The 22,289-nt window shown below is 75.3% G+C and carries 17 protein-coding genes and 2 pseudogenes; 8 read left to right on the top strand and 11 right to left on the bottom strand.

All coding sequences use genetic code 11. The annotated features are described in order from the left end of the window. Positions 1-1,075, bottom strand: a pseudogene (locus tag MNZ29_RS18355) (hypothetical protein); the annotation flags it as partial. A gap of 175 nt (positions 1,076-1,250) precedes the next feature. Between MNZ29_RS18355 and MNZ29_RS18350 the strand changes: the two are divergent. Continuing rightward, positions 1,251-1,985: an expansin EXLX1 family cellulose-binding protein gene (locus MNZ29_RS18350; RefSeq protein ID WP_242356244.1), complete on the top strand. Its 735-nt coding sequence runs from the start codon at positions 1,251-1,253 to the stop codon at positions 1,983-1,985. Between the two features lie 17 nt (positions 1,986-2,002). Here MNZ29_RS18350 and MNZ29_RS18345 read toward each other — a convergent pair whose 3' ends face one another. Then, positions 2,003-2,911, bottom strand: a complete 909-nt coding sequence (locus MNZ29_RS18345; protein ID WP_242340256.1) for a LysR family transcriptional regulator — start codon at positions 2,909-2,911, stop codon at positions 2,003-2,005. A gap of 124 nt (positions 2,912-3,035) precedes the next feature. On the opposite strand from MNZ29_RS18345, the gene MNZ29_RS18340 reads away from it, so the two are divergent. After that, positions 3,036-3,587 carry a carboxymuconolactone decarboxylase family protein gene (locus tag MNZ29_RS18340; protein ID WP_242356242.1) on the top strand — a complete coding sequence of 184 codons (552 nt, stop codon included), beginning with the start codon at positions 3,036-3,038 and terminating at the stop codon, positions 3,585-3,587. 63 nt (positions 3,588-3,650) lie between these two features. Next, positions 3,651-4,262, top strand: a complete 612-nt coding sequence (locus MNZ29_RS18335) for a pyridoxamine 5'-phosphate oxidase family protein (RefSeq protein ID WP_242356240.1) — start codon at positions 3,651-3,653, stop codon at positions 4,260-4,262. A gap of 62 nt (positions 4,263-4,324) precedes the next feature. Here the strand turns inward: MNZ29_RS18335 and MNZ29_RS18330 are convergent, their stop codons facing one another. Both MNZ29_RS18330 and MNZ29_RS18325 read right to left on the bottom strand, forming a co-directional pair. Next, complete coding sequence (locus MNZ29_RS18330) at positions 4,325-7,543, bottom strand: MXAN_5808 family serine peptidase (protein ID WP_242340259.1); 3,219 nt, start codon at positions 7,541-7,543, stop codon at positions 4,325-4,327. Between the two features lie 216 nt (positions 7,544-7,759). Beyond that, the gene (locus tag MNZ29_RS18325) at positions 7,760-8,278 is read right to left on the bottom strand and encodes a hypothetical protein (RefSeq protein WP_242356238.1); all 519 of its coding nucleotides are present in this window, start codon (positions 8,276-8,278) and stop codon (positions 7,760-7,762) included. 89 nt (positions 8,279-8,367) lie between these two features. Here MNZ29_RS18325 and MNZ29_RS18320 point away from each other — a divergent pair, with 89 nt between their 5' ends. The 3 genes from MNZ29_RS18320 (at position 8,368) to MNZ29_RS18310 (ending at position 13,102) form a co-directional block, all read left to right on the top strand. Next, positions 8,368-8,955 carry a helix-turn-helix transcriptional regulator gene (locus MNZ29_RS18320; protein ID WP_242356236.1) on the top strand — a complete coding sequence of 196 codons (588 nt, stop codon included), beginning with the start codon at positions 8,368-8,370 and terminating at the stop codon, positions 8,953-8,955. A 67-nt stretch (positions 8,956-9,022) separates the two neighbouring features. Further along, positions 9,023-10,384, top strand: coding sequence for a glutamate--cysteine ligase (locus MNZ29_RS18315; protein WP_242356233.1), 1,362 nt, complete (start codon positions 9,023-9,025; stop codon positions 10,382-10,384). 144 nt (positions 10,385-10,528) lie between these two features. Further along, positions 10,529-13,102, top strand: a complete 2,574-nt coding sequence (locus MNZ29_RS18310) for a PAS domain-containing protein (protein WP_242356231.1) — start codon at positions 10,529-10,531, stop codon at positions 13,100-13,102. 12 nt (positions 13,103-13,114) lie between these two features. Here MNZ29_RS18310 and MNZ29_RS18305 read toward each other — a convergent pair whose 3' ends face one another. The 4 genes from MNZ29_RS18305 to dusB form a co-directional block, all read right to left on the bottom strand. Next, positions 13,115-13,510, bottom strand: a complete 396-nt coding sequence (locus MNZ29_RS18305; protein WP_242356229.1) for a cupin domain-containing protein — start codon at positions 13,508-13,510, stop codon at positions 13,115-13,117. A gap of 140 nt (positions 13,511-13,650) precedes the next feature. After that, a complete protein-coding gene (locus tag MNZ29_RS18300) occupies positions 13,651-14,466 on the bottom strand; it encodes a ZIP family metal transporter (RefSeq protein ID WP_242356227.1) in 816 nt (271 codons plus the stop codon). Further along, the gene (locus MNZ29_RS18295; protein WP_242340266.1) at positions 14,463-14,852 is read right to left on the bottom strand and encodes a helix-turn-helix domain-containing protein; all 390 of its coding nucleotides are present in this window, start codon (positions 14,850-14,852) and stop codon (positions 14,463-14,465) included. The genes MNZ29_RS18300 and MNZ29_RS18295 overlap by 4 nt, the downstream gene beginning before the upstream one ends. Further along, entirely contained in the window at positions 14,849-15,901 is a 1,053-nt protein-coding gene (dusB, locus tag MNZ29_RS18290; RefSeq protein ID WP_242356225.1) for a tRNA dihydrouridine synthase DusB, read from the bottom strand. The genes MNZ29_RS18295 and dusB overlap by 4 nt, the downstream gene beginning before the upstream one ends. 103 nt (positions 15,902-16,004) lie before the next feature. On the opposite strand from dusB, the gene MNZ29_RS18285 reads away from it, so the two are divergent. Further along, entirely contained in the window at positions 16,005-17,492 is a 1,488-nt protein-coding gene (locus MNZ29_RS18285) for a cytochrome c family protein (RefSeq protein ID WP_242356224.1), read from the top strand. Positions 17,493-17,592: 100 nt separating this feature from the next. Then, positions 17,593-19,233 carry a lytic transglycosylase domain-containing protein gene (locus MNZ29_RS18280; RefSeq protein ID WP_242356221.1) on the top strand — a complete coding sequence of 547 codons (1,641 nt, stop codon included), beginning with the start codon at positions 17,593-17,595 and terminating at the stop codon, positions 19,231-19,233. A gap of 62 nt (positions 19,234-19,295) precedes the next feature. On the opposite strand, the gene MNZ29_RS18275 is transcribed toward MNZ29_RS18280, so the two are convergent. The 3 genes and pseudogenes from MNZ29_RS18275 to MNZ29_RS18265 form a co-directional block, all read right to left on the bottom strand. Next, a complete protein-coding gene (locus tag MNZ29_RS18275) occupies positions 19,296-20,582 on the bottom strand; it encodes an FtsX-like permease family protein (protein ID WP_242340270.1) in 1,287 nt (428 codons plus the stop codon). After that, positions 20,582-21,253 carry an ABC transporter ATP-binding protein gene (locus MNZ29_RS18270; protein WP_242340271.1) on the bottom strand — a complete coding sequence of 224 codons (672 nt, stop codon included), beginning with the start codon at positions 21,251-21,253 and terminating at the stop codon, positions 20,582-20,584. Before MNZ29_RS18270 ends, MNZ29_RS18275 begins: the two co-directional genes overlap by 1 nt. Further along, positions 21,250-22,289, bottom strand: a pseudogene (locus tag MNZ29_RS18265) (hypothetical protein); the annotation flags it as partial. The pseudogene MNZ29_RS18265 and the gene MNZ29_RS18270, both read right to left, overlap by 4 nt.

Below are 22,289 nucleotides of genomic sequence, written 5' to 3'. Positions count from 1 at the left end.
GGGCGAGGGCGACCTCCGCGGCGGCGAGCGCCGAGAACGTCTCGCCCCGCGCGGCCGCGCCGGTGGCGAGGGCGGCGAGCGCGCGGGCGGCCTTCTCGGGCTCGCCGCGGGCGAGCCGGATCGACGCCTCGGCGGCGAGCGCCGGCAAGAACCCCGGGCGCCGCGCGAGCCACTCGGCGGCGAGATCGAGCGCCTCGTCGTGGAAGCGGTCCTCCGCGGCGAGGAGCGAGAGGAGCCGCTCGGCGGCGAAGGGGTGCGCGCTCGCGGCGGAGCCGGCGGCGAGGTACCGCTCCCGTGCGCCCGCTGCGTCGCCGGCGGCGAGCCGCGCCTCCGCCTCGCGGAAGGTCCGCGCGCCCTCCTCGGCCGCGAGGAGCTCGGGCTCGGGCGAGACCGCCGCCGGGCCGGCCGCCCCGCGGCTCCAGGCGAGCCGGACGGCCCCCTCGATGATCTCCGCGCGCGAGAGCGGGACGCCCGCCGCGCGCGGCAGCTTCCAGCCACGCGGCGCGAGGACGCGCCGCAGGAGGACCGGGAGCGGATCGCGCAGCACGGCCTCCCCGCCGACCGCATCGAGCACGCCGCGGGCGAGGTGGGGGAGCATCGCGGGCGGGATCGGCGCCGGGCCGTAGACGCGCGGGGAGTGGAACACGAGCGCGGCGCCCTGCGCGCCTGCGGGGACGAGCCCGGCGAGGAGCGTGAAGGGAGGTCCGCCCGAGAGCCGCGCCGCGATCTCCGCCGCCCCGGGGCGGAGCGCGATGCGCACGTCCTCGACGCCGAACGCGGCGAGGCTGGCCGACGCGAGCGCCGCCTCGGCGACGCCGGGCTCGATCGCGATGGAGAGCTCGAAGAGGTCGGAGAGCCGGTGGCGGAACTGGCCCGAGCCCTTGCCGACGTCGAACGGGAAGCGGACGTCGGGGACCTCGAGGGTGAGCGCCTCGAGCCGCACGCCGGGCGAGATGGGCTGATCGGCGAGCCGGACGAACGCGCCGCCGCGCTCGAGGCGGAGCTCGAACCCCGCCCCGCTCCTCGTCCCGGGGGCGGAGGATGGGGCGGAGGCGTCTTTTCTCACCTCCGCCATGTGCCGAATTCTAGCGGAGGGGCGAGGGGTTGGGAAAATCCGGCCCGCCCGACCCGGGCGCCGGCCGCTCCCGCCGCTCCGCGATGTGCGCCCGGGGCGCACATCCGGTTTCACGGTTCGTTCACCCCGCGCCGGGGTTGCGCGCGAGGTCACCCCGCAGCAAACACCGAAGCCCATGCGCCCATGCTCCCGGATCACCGCGTCCCTGCTCGTCTTCGCGCTCTCCGCCTGCGGAGGTGGCGGCAAGGACGGCGGCGACCCGGGAGGCGGGGGAGGACCGGCCCTCTGTCCCGCGGGCCCGGAGAAGACCGGCAGCGCCACCTCCTACGACGCCTCGGGCGTGGGGGCGTGCGGGTGGGATCCGGCGCCGGCCCTCGCCGTGGCGGTCTCGCCCGCGGTGTTCGCCGCCTCGGCGGCGTGCGGGACCTGCCTCGAGATCACCGGGCCGCTGGGGAAGGCGACCGCGGTGGTGGTGGACTCCTGTCCCTCCTGCGCCGACGCCGCGCTCGATCTCGGCGCAGCGACGTTCGCGCGGGTCGCGGATCCCGCCGCCGGCCGCGTGGACGTGACCTGGCGCACCGTGCCCTGTCCGGTGGACGGCCCGATCCGCTACCGGCTCAGCCCCGCCTCGAACGCGTGGTGGTTCGGGATCGTGCCGATGGATCACCGCCACCCCATCGCCGCCCTCGAGGCGCGGGGCGCGGGCGACGCGACCTTCCGCACCCTGGAGCGGAGCGGCACGAACCTGTTCGTGGGCGCCGGGGTCCAGATCGCCGGGCCGCTCGCGATCCGGGCGACCGACGTGCACGGCCACGTGCTCGTGGACGAGAACGTCCCGTTCGCGCCGCCGCTCGACCCGGCGGCGCAGCTCGTCAGCGGGGCGGCGAACTTCCCCGAGACCTGTCCGTAACAGGGTGCCGGCGAGGTTCAGGCGGCGAGCGCGCCGAGCTTCTCGCGCAGCGCCTCCACGGCCCGGTCCACGAAGGCACGCACGAGCGGGGTCACGAACCGGCCCGCCGGGATCACCACCTGGACCGGCACGGGCGGCGGCTCGTACGGTTCCAGGATCCGCCGCAGCCGGCCGGCGCGGACGTGCGAGTCCACCATGTACGAGAGCACGCACGTCGGGCCGAGCCCGGCGACGGCCGCGTCGATGGCGGCCTCGGCCGTGTTCACCACGAGGCGAGGGGACACGGCCACGGCGAAGCTCCGGCCCCCGCGCCCGAACGTCCAGCGATGGGGGGCCGGCGTCACCGAGGTGCAGGCGACGCACGCGTGGCTCGCGAGCGCCTGCGGCGAGCGTGGCGTCCCGTTCGCCTCGAGATACCCGGGGCTCGCGTAGACCGCGCGCCGCACCTCGCCCGCGCGGAGGGCCTTCAGGGACGAGTCGGGCAGCCGGCCGAGGCGCACCGCCACGTCGAGCCCCTCGTCCACGAGCGACACCACGCGGTCGAGCAGGAGGAGCTCCACGCTCGCCGACGGGTGATCGCGCAGGAACGCCTGCACGATCGGGAGCACGTGCAGCCGCCCGAACACGACCGACGCGGTCACGCCCAGCCGCCCGCGCGGCTCCTGCCGCTCCGCCGCGGCGGCGCCCTCCAGCTCCTCGAACCCGGCGAGCGCGCGCCGCGCCGCCTCGAGCGTGCGCGCGCCCACGTCCGTGAGCGCGACCGAGCGCGTGGTGCGGTTGAGCAGCCGCGCTCCGAGCCGCTCCTCGAGCGCGGCCACCGCCCGCGTGACGGCGGCGGGCGACCGCCCCAGTCGCCGGGCCGCCGCCGCGAAGCTCCGTCCCTCTGCCACCGCGGCGAACGTCGCCCAGGCGTCGATCCGGTCCATGCGTCATTCCCCCGATCGCAAGAGTGTCCTGCGACAGCGTCCATTGTTCCGGCGGGCTCGCGGCCGCAACTCCATGGGCACCCACGCGCCGCACCTCGTGCGGCCTCAGCCACCAGGAGACGCCATGTCCCGCATTCCCCCCGTCGATCCCTCCACCGCCGAAGGCCGTGCCCGCGAGCTGCTCGAAGGCGTGCAGCGGAGCCTGGGCGCGACCCCGAACCTCTACCGCGTGATCGCCCAGTCGCCCGCGGCGCTCGAGGGCGTGCTCGGCCTCGCGGGCGCGCTCGCGCGAGGACGCATCCGTGCGCGGCTGCGCGAGCAGATCGCGCTCACCGTCTCTGAGGCGAACGGGTGCGAGTACTGCCTCTCGGCCCACAGCGCGCTGGGGGCGGGGCTCGGGCTCCCGCCCGCCGAGCTCGAGCGCGCGCGGCAGGGGCGCGCCTCGAACCCGCGCGACGAGGCGGCGCTGCGGTTCGTCGGACGCGTCATCGAGCGGCGCGGCCGCGTCGACGACGCCGAGCTCGCGGAGGCTCGCGCCGCCGGCCTCGACGACGGGCAGCTCGTCGAGCTCGTCGCGAACGCGGCGCTGACCGTGTTCACGAACTATCTGAACGAGGTCGCCGGGACCGAGATCGACTTCCCCGTCGTGCACGCGAGCGGGGCGAAGGCCGCGTGACCGAACCCTGGGGTCCGGACGGGAGACCGGCCGGACCCCACCTCACCCGCAAGGAGCCGCGAGATGCACCGCCCCTCGAGCGACGTCGCGTTCACGCCGGCCGTCAAGGCGGTCCAGGCCCGCAGGGGATCGCGGGAGGCCTACGCGCGCCTGGAGCGCCGCGGAGGCTTCGGGACGGAGCTCGACGACGAGCTCGCCCGGTTCGTCGCGGAGCGCGACAGCGTCTACCTCGCGACGGCGAGCGCGGCGGGCCAGCCGTACGTGCAGCACCGCGGCGGTCCGAGGGGCTTCCTCCGCGTGCTCGACCCGCACACGCTCGCCTGGGCCGACTTCCGGGGAAACCGGCAGTACGTCACGACGGGGAACCTCGCCGAGAACGACCGGGCGTTCCTCTTCCTCATGGACTACGAGACCCGGACGCGGGTGAAGATCTGGGGACGCGCCCGGGTGGTCGAGGACGATCCCGCGCTCGTCGCGCGCCTCATGCCCGAGGGTTACCGCGCCACGCCCGAGCAGGCGGTGCTGTTCACGGTGGAGGCCTGGGACGTGAACTGCCCGCAGCACATCCCGCGGAAGCTCGACGCCGCCGAGGTGGAGGCCGCGCTCGCGCGGCTGCAGGAGCGGGTGGCGGCGCTCGAGGCGGAGAACGAGCGGCTGCGGGCCGCCGCGGGCTGAGGCACGAAGGGCCGCGCGTCGCCGCGCGGCCCTCCGCTCCCACCACCCGCCAGCAGCTCCGTCTACTGGGCCTGCCTCGTCTTCTGCGTGCCGTCCGTCGCCACCTCGGCGGCCGGGCGCCGGTAGACGACGATGCTCCTGCGGCTCTGGAACTCGTCGTCCTCCCGCGCGAACACCGTGACCACGTTGTTGCCGGTCTCGAGCGGGATGTCCGCCGTGAAGTCGAGCTTCGCGGCGGCCGTGCTCTCCGGGAGCACCTTGAAGAACACCTTCTGCTCGTTCACGAACACGAACACGTCGCGCAGGCGGGCGTCCGGATCGGACGAGGGCGGCACGAGCGCCGTGCCCTGCAGCTTCCAGTGATCCCCCTCCACCACCGGCGCGCCCTTCTGCGGATCGGGGACGAGCGCGATGCGCGGCGGCTCGCGCTGCCACGCGGCGGCGACGACGCCGGAGCGCGGGCCGCGCGCGGCGCGCACCTCGGAGTCGGGGACGAAGGCGAACCGGCCCTTCTGCCACTCGACCCGGTAGAACTCGCCGATCTTCGCGTCCACCGGGATCACCGCGCCGCGCTTGGCGGTCGCGATGGCCGGCGACGACGCGCTCGCGCCGGAGCGGAGCGTCGCCTCGGCGGCCTCGACCCGGACCGAGCCGGACGCCGCCGTGCGCGCCTGCTCGTCCTTCGCGACGGGCCAGTCGAGCTTCTCGGAGACGTACTCCTCCATCTTCTCGTCCACGATCATCACGCGGAGCGGGAGCGTGTCGCTCTTCGAGCCGCGCCGCAGCTCGACCTCCATGCGCGCGGACTTCGTCTCCCCGGGCTTGAGCGCGCCGAGCGCCTCGCGCCCCTTCTTGATGAAGACCTTGTCGTCGCCGAGGTTCTTGAGCGAGACCCAGGTCTTGTCGCCCGCCGCGCCGGTGCCGGCGTTGCGGACGTCCACCCGGACGTCGAACGTCTCGCCGCGCTGCGCGAGGCCGTCGCCGTTGCCGCCCTGGCGGTCCTCGATCTGCACGCTGAACGCGAACACGGGCTTCGGCACCTCGACCACCCCGAGGCTCGTCGCCAGGTCGGCCGGGGCGTGGCCGCCCTCGTCCTCGAAGTGCAGCGAGATCTCGTCCCGCCGGCTGTCCATGCCCTTCGGCAGCCGCAGCGGCACCGTCCAGCTGCGCCGCTCGCCCGGCGGCACGTTGCCGAACACGAACTCGCGCCGGTCGAGGAGCGGGTTCTTCTCGGCGGTGCTCCAGGCGCGGAGGCGCCGGAACGGCGCGTCGCCCTTGTTCTCGACGGTCACCGTCCACGGCACCGTGTCGCCGGCGCGGTGATCCTTGCCCGGCGCCGGGGTGAGCGTGACGGCGGCGCGCGCCGCCCCGCGGCCCTGCGTCGGCGCGGCCGGCGCCCAGTCGACGCCCAGCTCCTGGAGCCGCTTCTCGAGCCGCGTCTCCTCCTGCGCCTGGCGCTCGGCGACGAGCGCCTTCGCGGCCTCCATGAGGCGCGCGCGATCCGGCAGCGGCGAGCGCTTCAGGAGCTCGCGGCCGAACCGGATCTGGTAGTCCTCGACGAGCCGGTCCGGATCGGCCTCCGCCTCCTCGTCCTCGATCTGCTCGGGCGTCAGCTGCTGCTCGATGCCCTCGTCGTGGGCCTCCGCGGCCTGCGCGGCGACGTCGCGCTTCAGCGCCTTCGCGACCTGGTCCTCCTTCTCGTCGAGGAGGTAGCGCAGCTCGAGGGGCGCCTTCTCGACCCGCTTCTTCTTGGCCTCGGCCTTCGCGACCTCGGCGGGCGAGGAGTCGGCGGGGTTCATGAGGTGACGGTCGAGGTCCACCTCGCCCATCGAGCGCGGCGGCGCGAAGAAGTTCACCTGCTCCTTCAGCGCGCGGCCGGGGAGGAGCATGACGTCCGGCGTGATGCCGACCTCCTGGATGGAGACGTCACCGGGGGTGAGGTACTGCGCGATGGTCAGCTTGAGCGCGGACTGCTCGCCCGAGCCGGTGGGATCGTTCAGGTCGTCGAGGACCTGCACCGACCCCTTGCCGAACGTCTGCCGCCCGATGACCAGCGCCCGGCCGTTGTTCTTGAGCGCGCCCGCGACGATCTCGCTCGCCGAGGCGGAGCTGTTGTTCACGATGACCACGAGGGGCAGGCTCGTGAGGTCGCTCGTCTCCCCGCTCGCCTCCTTCACCTCGTGGATCCGCTGGCGGTCGCCGCCGCCGACCGTCTTCACGATGACGCCCTGGGAGAGGAACAGGTCCGAGACCTGGATCGCCTGCTCGAGCAGGCCGCCCGGGTTCCCGCGCAGGTCGAGCACGAGCCCCTCGAGCTTGCCGCCCGCCTGGGCGCGCTGCTGCTGGAGGGCGGTGAGGAGGTCGCGCGTCGTGTTGGCCGAGAACTGGGACAGGCGGACGTAGCCGATGTTGCCGTCGAGCAGCTTCGCCTGCGCGACCGTCTCGACGTTGATGACCTCGCGCAGCAGGGAGAGCTTGCGGGCGTCCGTGCCCTTGCGCTGGACCGTGATCGAGATCTTCGTCTGCGGCTTGCCGCGCAGCCGGTCGACGGCGTCCTGCAGGTCCATGTTGACCGTGGACTGCTCCTCGATGCGGGCGATGACGTCGCGCGCCTTGATGCCTGCCCGCTGCGCCGGGGTGTTCTTGAGCACCTTCACGACGGTGAGGTTCCCGTCGCGCATGGCGATGACGAAGCCGAGCCCGCCGAACTCGCCGCGGGTCTGGAGCTTCATCTCCTTGAAGTACTTGGGCTCGAGCAGGTTCGTGTGCGGGTCGAGCGTGGAGAGCAGCCCGTTCACCGCCGCGTACTCGATCTCCTTCAGCTCCTTGTGCGCGACGAGGTGCTCCTGGATGAACCCCATCGCCTCGCCGAGCGCGGTGCGGACCTTCCAGATGGAGTCCACGCCGGTGAGGTCGAGCTCGCGCTGCGCCGCGCCCACCGTGAGCGTGAGCTTCGGCGACTTCGCGTCGCCCTGGACCATCACCTCGGCGACCGTCCGCTCCACGCTCTCGAGCGAGGACACGACCATCTGCTTCGGGTCGAAGCGCGAGGGATCGACGTAGTTGTCCTTCACCGCGAGGATCACCTGCGACAGGATCGGGAGGCGATCGAGGCGGTACTCGCCGGCGCCGTCCGCCTTCGCGTGCGCGGGGACGGCGCCGCGATACGCCACGGCCGCCGGCGGGACCTCGGGCTCCGCTCGTACGAAGCGGACGGTGACGCCGAGCGCGAGGGCGGCCGTGGCCGCGAGGGTGGTGAGCAGCCGGAAGGGGCGGATCATTCGGGGGCGCCTGGGCGTGGGAGGTCTTTGAGCGGGCAAGCGAGAAAACCTACGTATCGTCCGAGGATAGGGTGGGGGGTAGGGGTCCGCAAGCAGAACGGTGACCCCCCGCCGCCAGGGGACAGAACGTCTCGGGGTGGTTTTCATGCCCGCACCCACACCCGGGTTCGGGGTCGCAGGCGAGCGGTGACCTCGCCGGGTCCGGCCGAGGGCCCGTCAGTCGTCGTCGCGCGACGCGCGTGCGGACACCGGAGCGACCGCGCCTCCGGGCGTCGCGGGCGACGGCCCGAACGCGCTCGCGCCCCCGTGCGCGTACACGATCTCGCCGCCCGCCGAGCCGGTGCGCACCCCTAGCGCGGCCACGCCGATCGTCCCCGCGGCGACGGCCGCGCTGAGCCCGAGCGCGAGGCGCGCCGGCACGAGCAGCAGCGCCGCCGAGAGGGCGAGCACCGCCCCCGCCGCCCAGACGAAGATCTCGGCACGCTCCTCATGGGCCTCGATCACCCGCTCCGCCACGACCCTCTCCACCTGCCGCTCGTCGCGCTCTCCGAGCTGCATCGCGACCACGCCCGAGGCGACGAGGAGGGCCTGCAGCCCCACCAGGACGCCGAGCGCGATCCGGGGAACGCGCCCGCGGAGGTGGGCGATGGCGAGGGCGAGCGCCACGAGCGGGATCGCCAGCGCGAGGCCGAGGGGCAGGTGGACGATGGCGGGGTGCAGGGGTAGGGTCGGCATGGTTCGCTCTCCGGTGGTTCCCGCGACCTTGGCGGCGCGGGCGTCCGGCCGCCATCCGACGGATGACGCACGAAGAAAACCCGAGCGCGATGAAGCACCTCGCCCGCTCGCCTGCGGCGGATGACGGGGTCGTCCGCCCCGCGATGCTCGCCGTCCCCGCCGCGATCCTCCTCGCCGTGACGCTGCTCGTCGGGCTCGACGTGGTGAGCGACGCGGGCGCGGGCGGCTCCACCGCCCACCTCCTCCTCGAGGTGGCCGTGATGGCGGCGGCCCTCTCCGGGACGGTCGTGCTGTGGGGCCAGCTGCTCGTCGCCCGGAGGCGCGCGCGATCCCTCCAGCGGGACCTGGGCCGGGCGGAGGCGGACCTCGCCCGGTTCCGCCTGGAGTCGGACGAGCACGTGCGTGGGCTCGGCGCCGCGATCGATCACCAGTTCGCCCGGTGGGGGCTCTCGGGGGCCGAGCGCGAGGTGGCGCTCCTGCTCCTCAAGGGGCTCGCCTCCAAGGACATCGCGGACCTCCGGCGGACGAGCGAGCGGACGGTGCGGCAGCAGGCGCTCGCGGTCTACCGGAAGGCCGGGCTCGCCGGGCGCGCGGAGCTCGCGGCGTTCTTCCTCGAGGATCTCCTCTCCCCTTCACCAGCCACCGGCCGCGCAGGAGTTCGCGCGGAGGAGCGCTGACGGGCGGTCCGCGGGCTCGAGATTTCCGCAGGGGGCGGGCCGGGGCGGCGTTATAGAGTCCGCCCGCATGTCGCTCGACGCCCGCATCCACGAGTCGCCGCCCATCGCCGGAGTCGAAGACCTCGTCGCGTGGTTCCGCGCGCGCGAGCGGCCGCGCGAGAGCTGGAAGGTCGGGCTCGAGCACGAGAAGCTCATGCTCCGCGCCGGCACGCTCGAGCCGCTGCCGTACGAGGGGTCGGGCGGGGTCGCGGAGGTGCTCCGGGGGTTCACGCGCTTCGGCTACCAGCCGTTCGAGGAGGAGGGGCGGATCATCGCCTCCCAGAACGACGGCCTCACGATCTCGATCGAGCCGGGAGGACAGCTCGAGCTCTCGGGCCGGCCGTTCGCCGACGTGCACGTCGTGGCCGCCGAGCTCGACCGGCACATCGAGAAGTGCGCCGAGCTGGCGCGGGACCTGGGCGTCGAGTTCCTCGCCGGCGGGTACCGGCCATGGGGCACGCCGTCCGAGAGCCCCTGGATGCCGAAGAACCGCTACAAGGTGATGCGCCCGTTCCTCGCGGCCCGCGGCCGGCTCGCGCCGGACATGATGGCCATGACCGCGTCGGCGCAGGCGTCGTTCGACTTCTCGGGCGAGAACGACCTCGCTGAGAAGCTGCGCGTCGCGCTCGCGATCCAGCCCGCGGTGGTCGCGCTCTACGCGAACAGCCCGATCGTGCAGGGGCGCGAGATCGGCTGGAAGAGCTACCGCACCGCCGTCTGGGAGGAGACGGACCCGGCGCGCTGCGGGATCCTGCCGTTCGCCTTCGAGCCGGGGTTCGAGGAGGATCCGTACCGCCGCTACGCCGAGTGGGCGCTCGACGTCCCCATGATCTTCCTGCGCCGCGCGGGCGCGTACCGGGACACGGGCGGCAGGACCTTCCGGCAGTTCCTCGCGGAGGGGCTCTCCGGCGAGCGGGCGACGATCTCCGACTGGGAGGACCACCTCACGACGGTGTTCCCGGAGGTGCGGGTGAAGGGCGTCGTGGAGGTGCGCGGCGCCGACTCCTGCTCCGCGCCCATGGCGAAGGCGCTGCTCGCGTTCTGGAAGGGCATCCTCTACGACCGCCAGGCGCGCGCCTGGGCGTGGGACGTCGTGAGGTCGTTCACGGTGGCGGAGCGCCGGTCGCTGACGCGCACCGCGGGGCGCGAGGGGCTGACCGGGCGCGCACCGGACGGCCGCTCGATCCAGGAGCTCGCCCGCGTGCTCCTCGAGGCCGCATCGGGCGGCCTCTGCCGCCAGAGCTGCTGCGGCCAGCGGGGCGAGGACGAGCGCGTCTGGCTGGCGCCGCTCGCCGAGCGCGCCGCGTCCGGGCGCTCGCCGGCCGACGAGGCGATCGAGGCGTTTCGCCACGGTCCGCGAGCGCTCGCCGAGGCCCTCCGCTGCGCGTGACCTCGCATCCGGCGATCGCCGGAGGTCGCCGTCGCTTGACCGTGGGAGTCGCCCGCACTCCGTTGGGGATCAAAGCTCCAACGCGTGCGTCCGCACGGACAGGCGGCGTAGAAGTGAGCGAGGGGGACGCTCGACGGTTCGGCCATGCGCGGCGAAGAACCCGGTCAGGCGAGGATCCGCGAGCTGAAGCGCGCGCTCATCGACGCGCTGTGGGACGGGCCGACCGGGATCGCGCTGTTCGACGCCGACGTTCGATTCCTGCGGGTGAACGACGCGATCGCGTCCTGGAACGGGATCTCGCCCGAGGCGCACGTCGGCCGTTCTCTGGGTGAGATCCTGGAGCTCCGGCCGGACGACCCGCGCCGGGCGGCGGTGGAGGGCGTCGAGGCCGCCGTGCGAGCGGTGCTCGAGACCGGGCAGCCCCGCACCAACGTGCCCATCGAGGGAACGCCTCCGGGCGACCGCGCCCGCGGCTGGATCTGCTCGTACATCCCCATGCCGGAGCTGGACGGCCGTCGCCCGGGCGTCTGCGCGCTCGTGACGGACATGAGCGGCGCGCGCCAGCGTGAGGAGGAGATGGAGCGGGCCCGCGACAGGGCCCAGGCGATCGCGCTCCGGCTCGGGCTCCTCCAGGACGTGACGTCGGCGCTCGCGCGCGCCGGCGGCGCCCGGGAGATCGCGCGGGTCGTGGTGGAGCGGGTGCGCGTCGCGGCGGGCGCGAGCGTGACGACCTTCCGGACGAAGGAGGGCGACGCCCTCGTCGTGATCGACGAGGCGGGGGTGCAGGCGATCCGGCGGCGGTTCGGGCGGGTCCCCGTCACGGCGCCGCTCCCGGTCGCGGAGGCGGTCCGCAGCCGGGGGCCGGTCTGGTTCCGCTCGCACGAGGAGCTCCACGCGCACTTCCCGGAGATGTCCGAGATCGCGGCCGAGCACGGGGTGCGCGCCGGGGTGGCCTTGCCGCTCATCGCCGGGGCCGACCGGGACGTGCTGGGTGTCCTCTCGCTTGGGTTCTCCGAGCCGCGCGCCTTCGAACCCGACGAGCGCGCCTTCCTCCTCTCCGTCGCCGAGCACTGCGCCCAGGCGCTCGAGCGGGCCCAGCTCCTCGACGCGGAGCGCGCGCAGCGCCGGAGCGCGCAGCAGGCCCGCGATCGCCTCCAGCGGCTCCAGGCCGTCACCGCCGCGCTGTCCGGGGCGAGCACCGTGTCGGAGGTCGCCGCGGTCCTCGTCTCGCAGGCGAAGGAGGCGCTCGGGGCGTCCTCGTCCGTCGCCTACGTGCTCGACGCGGCCGCGGGGCGCCTGCACATGGCCGCCGCCATCGGCGGCGCGGAGCAGGTCCGCGATCGGCTGGCCACGCTGCCGCTCGACGCGCCGCTGCCGGGCGCCGCCGCCGCGCGCGGCGGCGAGCCGATCTGGATCGAGACCGCCGAGCAGCTCCTCGCCGCCTTCCCGGAGCTGCCCCGCTACGCGCCTCACGCCGCGCGGATGAAGGCGCTCGCCGCCCTCCCGCTGAAGCTCGGCGACCGCGTGCTCGGCGCCGTGTCCTTCGCCTTCGACGCGCAGCGGGCGTTCCGGCGCGAGGAGCGCGAGCTCATCCTCGCGGCCGCGCAGCAGTGCGCGCAGGCGCTCGACCGCGCGCGCCTGCTCGACGCCGAGCGAGGCGCCCGCGCCGCGGAGGCGCGCGTGCGCGCGGTGCTGGACGCGATCTTCGACAACGCGCCGCTCGGCATCGGGCTCCTCGACCCCGAGCTGCGCTTCGCGCGCGTGAACCGCGTGCTCGCCGAGATCAACGGCGTCCCGGCGGAGGCGCACGTCGGAAAGCGGCCGCGTGAGCTGCTCCCGGACATGCCGCACGACGAGGTCGAGGCTGCGTTCCGCGAGGTCCTGAGCACCGGCCAGCCCAAGATCGACGTCGAGCTCTCCGGCGAGACGCCGGCCGCGCCCGGGCACCTGCGCCACTGGGTCGAGAGCTGGTACCCGGTGCGGGTGGCGGGGGCGACCCTCGGGCTCGGCCTGCTGGTGCGCGAGGTGACCGCCGAGCGCGAGGCCGCGGAGTTCCAGCGGAACGTGCTCGGGATCGTCGGCCACGACCTGCGGAACCCGCTCTCCGCGATCACGGCCTCGGCCCAGCTCCTCCTGCGGCAGGCCGGCGATCCGGCGGCGGCGTCGCGGCTCGGCGAGCGGATCCTCGGGAACGCCGACCGCATGCAGCGCATCATCGCGGTGCTCGTGGACTACGCGCGCGTGCGGGGCGGCTCCGGGATCCCCCTCCGCCCGCGGCGCTGCGATCTCGGGGCGGTGTGCAAGGTGGTCGCCGAGGAGTGCGAGGCGGCCCACCCCGGGCGCGCGGTGAGGGCGGCCGGCGCGCCGGACGTGCACGGAGAGTGGGACCCGGACCGCGTCGGCCAGATCGTCGCGAACCTCCTCTCGAACGCCCTCGACTACAGCCCGCGCGACTCGACGGTGGAGGTCTCGTGGCGCGCGGACGCCGAGCGAGCGGTGATCGAGGTCGCGAACGAGGGCGCCCCCATCCCGCCGCAGCTCCAGCCCTCGCTGTTCGAGCCGTTCCGGCGCGGGGAGCGCGACCGCGCCGGCGGGAAGGACGGCCTCGGCCTGGGGCTGTTCATCGCCCGCTCGATCGCGATCGCGCACGGCGGCACGCTCGAGGTCCGCTCCGCCCCCGGCGAGCGGACGGTGTTCACGCTCGCGCTGCCGCGGTGACGACGATCGTCGCTACTCCGTGGTCCGTCCGTCGAAGTGCTCCTCCGAGGCGTCGGCGGCGGCCTTCGTGGCGTGCACGGTCCCGTCCACGTGCTCGGGGGGCGCGTAGATCGTGTACAGCTTCAGCGGCTCGTCGCCGGTGTTGCGGACGTTGTGGCGCGCGCCGGCGGGGACGACGATGGCGGAGTCGCCCTCGACCTTCGTCCGCTTGCCGTCTATCGAGACCTCGCCCTTTCCCTTCTCCACCCGGAAGAACTGGTCCCGGTCCTCGTGGACCTCCTCGCCGATCTCCTCGCCGGGGCGGAGCGCCATCAGCACGAGCTGCAGGTTCTTCCCGGTGTAGAGTACGCGCCGGAAGTCGGTGTTCTCCTCGGTCCTGTCCTCGATGTCGTCGACGAACCCTCTCATCGGAGCCTCCCCTCGCGCCTCATTCCACCCCCTCGTGCGCCGATCGCCAGGGACGGATCGGGCTGCCGCGGGTGGGCCACACAGGGAGCAGCCGCCCGTGGGGTGAGGAGGCGAGCGCGTCGGGCTGGCCGAGCGCGTCTTCAGTGCCCGTGCCCCGCGCGCAGGAAGCGCAGCGCCCACATGAGCACGAGCCCGCCGATCATGGCGATCGAGAGCCGCCAGCGCGCGACGCCGCGGCGGTGGAGGTCGGGGAGGATGTCCGAGAGCGACAGGTGCAGGAACGTCCCCGCGCTGGCGGCGAGCGCGATCGAGGTGAACGCCTCCACGTGCACCGTCTCGCGCAGGAGGACGTACAGCCCCGCGCCGAGCGGCACCATGAGCGCGAACGCGGCGTTCATCGCGAGCGCGCGCCCGCGCGTGTAGCCCTCGGCGCGGAGGATCGCCGAGAGCGAGAAGGCGTTCGGGATCTTGTGCGCGAGGATGGCGAGGAAGACGAGCAGCCCGAGCTCCGCCTCCACGTTCGCCGCGCCGAGCGCGAACCCGTCCACGATCGTGTGGAGGCTCATCCCGACGAAGGCGGCGAGGCCCATCGTGTGGACGCCGCAGCCGGTCGCGTCGCCGTGCACGTGGACGTGGGCGGGCGCGCCGTGGACGTGCGAGTCCAGCTCCGGGACGCCGCCCGGGCCGGGCTCGGCGCAGACGTGCACGAGCACGAAGCGCTCGAGCAGGTAGAGGAGGAGGAAGCCGAGCATCGCGTACGGCAGCGCCGCCGCGCCGCCCGCCTCGACCGCCTCGGGGAGCATGTGGAAGAAGGCGGCGCCTAGCATCACGCCGGCCGAGAACGAGAGCAGCACGTCGGAGCGCCGCATCGCGCCGAAGAGCGGGAGCGCCCCGCCGGCGAGGGCGCCCGCGAGGATCGCTCCGGTGTACGTGGCCAGGGACTGCAGCTCGGTCATGTGTCGTCCAGCCCGAGCGCCCGCATCCGGCGCACGAGCGTGCCGCGATCGATCCCGAGCGCCGCCGCGGCGGCGGCGCGCACGCCGTTCGCGCGCGCGAGCGCGCCGGCGATGAGCGGCTTCTCGACCTCGCGCATGACCGAGTCGTAGAGCCCGCCGGCCGGGTGGCCGCGGAGCCGCTCGAAGAACGCCTCCACGCGGTGCTGGAGCTCCTCGTCGAGCGGGCGCGGTCTCGCGATGCGTGCGTCCACGATGGCGAACTTCTCGCGCGCGGCGAGGGCGCGGCCCTCCGCGACGGTCTGCGCGCGCTCGACCTCGAAGCCCGCCTCGGCGCACGCGCCGGCGAGCTCGGCCGAGTCGGCGAGCAGCAGGGCCCTGGGCTTCACTCCCCCTCCTCCTCGCGGCGGAACCCCGGGTCCAGCTCGAAGCTCGCGCCGCCGGCCGGGAAGTGCTCCTCGATGACCTGCGCGACGTCCGCGGCGGTCTTGAGGCGGTCGGCGTCGCGACGGAAGTGGACGCCGCCACGGCGGCCGCGGGTGTACCACAGGAGGTGCTTGCGGAGCTCACGGATCGCGAGCAGCTCGGCCTCGCGCGGATCGTCGCCGGGTCGCTGCCGCCGCCGGTGCTCCACCTGGAGCCGCACGTGCTGGAGCACCGTGCCGACCCACTCGTCCCGGGTGGGCGGCGGAGGGCGGGGCGCGCCGAGCTCGGCCGCGCGCAGCTCGCGGAAGATCCAGGGGTTGCCGCAGGCGCCCCGGGCCACGAGGACCGCGTCGCAGCCGGTCTCCGCGCGCATGCGCAGCGCGTCGTCCGCCGTCCACACGTCCCCCGAACCCAGGACGGGGATGGAGATCGCCGCCTTCACCGCGCGCACGAGGTCCCAGCGCGCGCGCCCTGAGTACATCTGGTTCCGCGTGCGGCCGTGGAGCGCGACGGCGGCGGCGCCTCCCGCCTCGGCGGCGCGCGCGACCTCGACGCAGTTCAGCTCGGCGTCGTCCCAGCCGGCGCGGATCTTGATGGTGACCGGGACCGGCACCGCCGCGCGGATGGCGCGGACCGCCTCCTCGACGCGGCGCGGATCGCGCCCCAGCGCGGCGCCGGCGCCCGTCCCGCAGACCTTCTTCACCGGGCACGCCATGTTCACGTCGATCATCCCGGCGCCGGCGCGGACCGCCACCTCCGCGCCCCGGGCGAGCACGTCCGGCTCGGACGCGAAGATCTGCACCGCGAAGGGGTCCTCGTCCGGCTCGCGATCGAGGTAGCTCTCCGTCTGGAGCGTCCCGTGGACGAGGCCGTGGGCGCTCACCATCTCGGTGTAGGCGAAGCTCGCGCCCATCGCGCGGCAGATGGCGCGGAACGGGCGGTCGGAGACCCCGGCGAGCGGCGCGAGGAAGAACCTGCCGGAGAACGAGTACGGGCCGATCTGGACGGACATGCGGAACGTGGGCGGCGGCCGGGATCTAGCACTCCCGCCGACGGGCGGGAAACCTGGAATTCGCGAGGCGGCCGGCGGTTCCCCGCTAAGCCGCGAAGCCCCCATGCGCAACTCGAACCCCGCGATCGCCCTCGCGGCCGTGATCGCCGTCGCGGCCGCCCCGGCCGGTGCCGCGCCCTCGTCCGGGCCCGAGCCCCGCCTCCCCGATCGCGTGACCCTCGTCTATGCGGCGGACGTGGGGGGCTATCTGGAGCCGTGCGGGTGCAGCGAGGACCAGCGGGGCGGCCTCGCCCGGGCCGCCACGGTGCTCGCGCGCATCCGGGCGGAGGGGACGCCGACCTTCTTCGTCGCGGGCGGCGACCTGCTCTTCGAGCTCCCTCCCGACGCCGAGGCCCACGATCAGGACGTCCTCCGCGCCCGCACGCTCGGGGCCGTGATGCGCCGGCTCGGGCTCGCCGCCGCCGTCGCCGGCGAGCGGGACCTCTTCCTGGGCGAGCGGTTCGCGAGGTCCACCGGGATCCCCTTCACGGACGGGACCGTGCTCGGCGGTCAGGTCGGGTTCGGCTCGCTCGGGAAGGTGCCCTCTGCGCCGGTGCGCGTCGCGGTGGTGCACGCCGGCGGCACGCGCGCCGCCCTGGACCGGGCGGACGAGGCGCGCCGCGCGGGCCTCGCGCTCCTCCTCGCCGCCCACCGCGAGCGCCTCATCGACGACGACCAGGACCGGGCCGTGCTCGAGGCCCCGGTCCCGGTCGTGCAGGTGGCCGGTCGCGGGCAGTCGCTCGCGCGGATCGACCTGTGGCTGCGCGGCGATCTCTCCCGCCCGTTCGAGGTGTTGCGGGGCGCGTCGCAGCGCGACGAGGAGCTCGCGCTCGTCGCCGAGCGCCGCGCCGCGTACGCGGACCGGCTCGCGCGCGCGCGCGCGGCGGGCCAGGCGCCGCTCGCGGCCGCCCTCGAGGCGAAGCTCCGCGAGCTCGACGCGCGCGAGCGCGAGCTTCGCGCCGCCGCGCTCCCGGAGGCGCCGCCGGATCGGCCCGCGCTCCGCGTCAGCTTCGTCCCGCTCACGAAGGACATCCCCGAGGACCCTGCCGTCCGGGGGGTGATCGACGCGCACTACCGGGAGGTCGCGGCGGTGAACCTCGCCCGCGCCCGCTCGCGCGGGGAGGTCTGCCCCCCGCCGGCGAAGGGCGTTTCGTCGTACGTCGGAGCGGGCGCCAGCAAAGGGGCCTGCCGTGCGTGCCACCCCGATGCGCAGTCTCACTGGCAGACGACGGCCCACTCGGCGGCGTACGAGACGCTCGTCCGCGTAGGGCGGCAGTTCGACCTCGCCTGCGTTCGCTGTCACGTGACCGGCTGGAAGGAGCCCGGCGGCGCGTGCGGCGTGGCGCAGGTCGCGGGCCGGGAGGCGGTTCAGTGCGAGGCGTGCCACGGGCCAGCGAGCGCGCATGTCCGGGATCCTCCCGGCCACATCGCGCGCGAGGTCCCGGCGACGCGCTGCCGGGCCTGCCACACGCCGGAGGCGTCGGTTCGCTTCGACCCCGCGCGCTACCGCGCCCTCATCCTCGGCCCCGGCCACGGGCAGCCGAGCAAGTAGGCGAGCGAGCGCATGATTTTGACCCCAGTAGTTTGGCCGCTACCATGTCAACCCTGAGAGGCTCCGGCCCCCTGGCCGGCGCCTGAGCAGCCGAGGAGCGATGCGACCGACGCGCCTGTCCCTTTTCGTCCTTTCCGTTCTCGCCGCGCCCCTCGCGTCGGAGGCCCGCGCCTCGCGGTCCGCCGCGCTCAGCGCCGCCCACTCGGCGGCCACGCAGGTGCTGCCGCCTGCGAGCGTGCCTGAACCGGAGGTCGTGGAGACGGCCCTCGAGCTCGCCGCCCCCGCGCCGCGGGCGCCGCAGATCGAGGCCTGGGCGGACGTGCCCGACGAGCCGCCCATCGCGGAGGAGATCGATCGCGACTCCGCGGACATCGAGGCGGTGCGCCGCGCCGAGGAGGAGGCGCACGTCCGCGACGGCGCGAAGGACGCGGCGGTAGAGGGCAAGGTGCCGCACGAGACCGGCGCCGGCCGCATCGAGCTCTTGCCCGAGCTGGACATGGACCTCGCCCAGCTCCGCGCGAAGTACGACATCCCCATCGACGTGAACGAGGCGGTGGTCGGCTACGTCCGCTTCTTCCAGTCGCCCGCCGCGCGCGCACACTTCGTGAAGTGGCTCGGCCGCTCGCACCGCTACCTCGATCACTACCGGGCCATCCTGCGCGAGGAGGGGCTGCCGGAGGACACGGTGTACCTCGCCATGATCGAGAGCGGCTTCGGCAACTTCGCGTACAGCCACGCGAGCGCCTCCGGGCCGTGGCAGTTCATCGCCTCGACCGGCAAGGCGTTCGGCCTGCGCCAGGACTTCTGGGTCGACGAGCGCCGCGATCCGGAGCGCTCCGCGCGCGCCGCGGCCCGCTACCTGAAGCAGCTCTACACGCAGACCGGCGACTGGCGCCTCGCGTGGGCCGGCTACAACGGCGGCGGCGGCCGCATCCAGCGGGCGAAGGACGCGGGCTACGACGACTTCTGGGACATGGCGGCGGAGCCGGGGAAGAAGGTCCTCCACCCCGAGACGAAGGGCTACGTCCCGAAGCTCATGGCGGCCGCCATCCTCTCGAAGCACCCGCAGGCCTTCGGCTTCACCGACGAGGAGATCGAGAAGCAGTCGTGGACGGAGTACGAGGAGGTGAAGATCCCCTCCGCGACCCTGCTCTCCGTGCTCGCCAAGGCCGCCGGCATCGAGGAGCGCGCGCTCATCGACCTGAACCCCGAGCTGCGCCGCTCCTGCACGCCGCCGCGCCCCTACTCCCTCAAGATCCCGAAGGCGAACGCGGAGACCTTCGCCGCGAGCTGGCCGGCCATGCAGCCCAAGGTGCGGCTCACCTTCGCGGGCCACGTCGTCCGCCGCGGCGACACGCTCTCGTCGATCGCGCATCGCCATGGCGTCCCGATGCAGGGGATCCTGGAGATGAACGGGATGAAGACCGCGAAGAAGCTGCGCGTGGGACAGCAGCTCCTCATCCCGAAGCCGATCGGCGCTGGTTCCGCCGTGGCGTCCGCCGATCGTGATCCCACCTTCGAGCCCACCACCGCCCGCGCCCGCGCCCGGACCGCCGTCCGCGTCCCGGCCGGCCGCGCCCGCACGACCCACCGCGTCCAGGCGGGCGACACCCTCTGGTCGATCTCGCAGCGGCTCGGCGTGGACCTCTCCGAGCTCTGCCGCTGGAACGGCATCCACAACCCGAACGGCCACAAGCTCCTCGTCGGCAAGAAGCTCGTCGTCTACAGCGAGCGCGGGTAGCGGCTCTGTAGCCTCGAAGGCGGCGTGATTCGCGACCCCGGAAGGTGATCGCGAATCCCCGCTCAGGACAGCGTCCGTGCCGGATCGACGCGCGCCGCCGCCGCGGCGGGCCCGAGCGCGCCGGCGATCGCGGCGAGCGCCGGGACCGCGACGCCCAGCGCGAGGAGCCAGGGCGGGAAGAGGAAGAAGCTCTCCGGCCGGAAGGGGAGGTCCGCGAGGAGCCGCGCGGCCGCGGCGTCGCCCAGCGCGGCGAGGCCCCGGGCGACGAGCGCGCCCGCCAGCCCGCCGGCGAGCCCGATCGCCGCGCCCTCGGCGAGCACGATCCGCCGCACGTCGGCGGGAGCCGCGCCCAGCGCCTGGAGCACGGCGAGCTCGCGCACCCGGCCGCGGACGCTCGCCGAGAGCGCCTGGGCGATCGCGAGCGCGGCGAGGGCGCACATCGCCACGGCGAGGAGGACGAGCGCGCCGGTCGTCACCTTCACGATGAGCGCCACCCGCTCCGCCGTCGCGCGCTCGCCCTCGTCCACCGCGAAGCCCATGCGCCGCGCGGCGGCCGCGAGGGCGGGCACGTCCTCCGGGCGCGCCGCGAGCACCGTCACCTGGCCGTACGCCGCGTCGCCCTTGCCGTACTCCCGGTGGAGTCGGCGGACCGTCTCGAGGGGCACCGCGACGGCGTAGAGCGGCACGCGATCGGAGAGGCCGGCCAGCCGGAGGCGCTCGGGCTCGACGCGCGCCTCGCTCGCTCCGGCCACGACGGAGTGCCCGACCCGGACCGGCAGCTCGACGCCGACGAGCGACACGCCCGGCGGCAGGCGGCGCAGGTTCCAGGCGGGCGCGAGGGTGCGGTCGTAGACCTCGACCAGGCGGCGGGCGAGGACGGTGGGGATGGGCGCGCCGGGCGGAGGATCGGCGAACGCGCCCGGCGCCACGTCCTCCTCCACGAGGGCGGGATCGACCCCGACGATCGGGAGCTGCAGCGCGAGGCCGGAGGGCCAGCGTCCGCCGAGGCCTCCCGCCGGCTCGGAGGCGGAGACCGGCACGCCGAGCGGCAGGCGCGGCCAGGCCGCCGCCGCGCCGGGGAGCGCGCGGAGCCGCCCCACGGCGTCGTCGTCGAGGCGGCCGCCCCCGAGGACCCCGCCGAGCGAGACGCGCGCGGGGACCACCTCCACGAGCCGGGCGTCGGCGGGGAACAGCCGGCGGGCCGCGGCGCCGACGCCCAGGCCGAGCGCGAGGAAGAGGACGAGCGCGGCCGCGCCCACGCAGGCCGCGGCGGCGTTCACCGCCGCCCCGCGGCGGTCGGCCCGGAGCGCCGCCCCTGCCAGCCAGAGGATCCCGCGGGCCCCCGCCATCAGGCGAGCCTCCCGTCGAGGAGGTGCAGCACGCGCGTCGCCGCGTCCGACACGCGCTCCTCGTGCGTGACCACGAGCACCGACACGCCGTCGCGGGCGAGCTCGACGAAGAGCCGGATGACGTCCGCGCCGCTCGATGCGTCCAGGTTCCCGGTCGGCTCGTCGGCGAGGAGCACCGCCGGACGGGAGAGGAGCGCCCGCGCGAGGGCCACGCGCTGCCGCTCGCCGCCCGAGAGCCGCGCCGGCGGCGCGCCGCCCCGGTCGCCGAGGCCGACGCGCTGGAGCGCGTCCCGGGCCCGGGCGCGGACCTCCCCGATCCCGCCGCCCGGGCCGGCGCGCCGGAGGACGCCGGGCAGCATCACGTTCTCGAGCGCGGAGAGGGTCGGGAGCAGGTTGAAGGCCTGGAACACGAAGCCGATGGCGCGGTTGCGGAGCTCCGCGCGCGCCGCCTCGCCGAGCCCCGCGAGCGAGGTCCCCGCGACGACCGCCTCGCCCTCGAAGTCGCGGTCGAGCGCGCCCGCGACGTGGAGCAGGGTGGACTTGCCCGAGCCGGACGGCCCGACGATGGCCACGAGCTCGCCCGGCGCGACGTCGAGGTCCACGCCGCGCAGCACGGGCACCTCTCTCGCGCCGTCCCGGAAGCATTTCTTCACGCCGCGGAGCCGGATCACCGCTGGACGCCCCCGCCGCCCGTGGCCTCGGGGGCACGCGCCTCGACGTCCAGGTCGAGCACGAGCGCGCCGGGCGCTCCGCCCGGGCCGGGCGCGACGCGCGTCTCGAGGGACAGCGCCCGGAGCCGCGCGGCGGGCTCGAGGAAGCGCTCCGCGAGCGCGCGCACCACGAAGCCCGAGGGGCCGGTCCCGAACGCCTCGGGCGGGAGCGCGCGCACGCTCGAGACGAGCCGCTGCACGTCCACCACCGCGCCGCCGAGCCCCCCCGCGAGCGCGGCCTCCGCGCCCGGGGTGGGGGCGCGAAAGCCCGCGCCCTCGCCGCCGAGCCGGGCGAGGAGCGCGTCGAGGCGGCCGGCCGCGCCCGCGGCGAGGACGAGCCGGTGCGCGCGCGGTTCGAGCCGCCAGGCGATCTCGCCGGAGGCGGTGGGCATCCGCACGATGGTGTCGGGCGCGGCGAGCGCGTCGTCCGGGCCGTCCGCCGGCAGCCCACCGCGCCGGTGCGCGCTTCGCGCCGCGCCGCCGCGCCTGGGTCCGCCCGGCACGGTCTCCGCGAGCGCCGCCGCGACTCGCCGGAGCGCGGCCTCGGCCTCCACCTTCACCGGCAGGATCGCCTCGAGCTCGAGGAGCTGGAGCGGGTCGGCGCGGAGCGCCTCGGGCGAGAGCGCGCTCACCGCCGCGCGCGGGGAGATCGCGAGCGCCACCGCGGCGCCGGGGGCGAGCGCGCCGAACAGATCGCGCCGCAGGTCGACGCCGTGCGCGGCGAGGCGGGCGCGGTCTTCCTCCGGCAGGAGGGGCACGAGCCGCTCGCCCAGCGCGGCGGGATCGCCGTCCCAGCGGAGGACGACGGCTGCGTCGCCGCGCAGGTGGGCGGCGGTGGCCCCGCCCGAGCCGCTGGCCTCGAGGGCGCGGAGCGCCGCGGCCCGCCCGCCCGCGAGGAGCGCGGCGCGCGCGTGCAGGCGATCCTTCGTGGCCGAGAGCCCGATGCCGAGACCGTCGCGCGCCTGCGGCAGCTCGGCGGGGAGGGCCGAGCCCCCCG

The sequence above is a fragment of the Anaeromyxobacter sp. SG64 genome (assembly GCF_022690745.1).
Taxonomy (GTDB): domain Bacteria; phylum Myxococcota; class Myxococcia; order Myxococcales; family Anaeromyxobacteraceae; genus Anaeromyxobacter; species Anaeromyxobacter soli.
The sequence above is the reverse complement of the archived record's forward strand: the minus strand, read 5'-3'. Positions and strand labels throughout refer to the sequence as shown.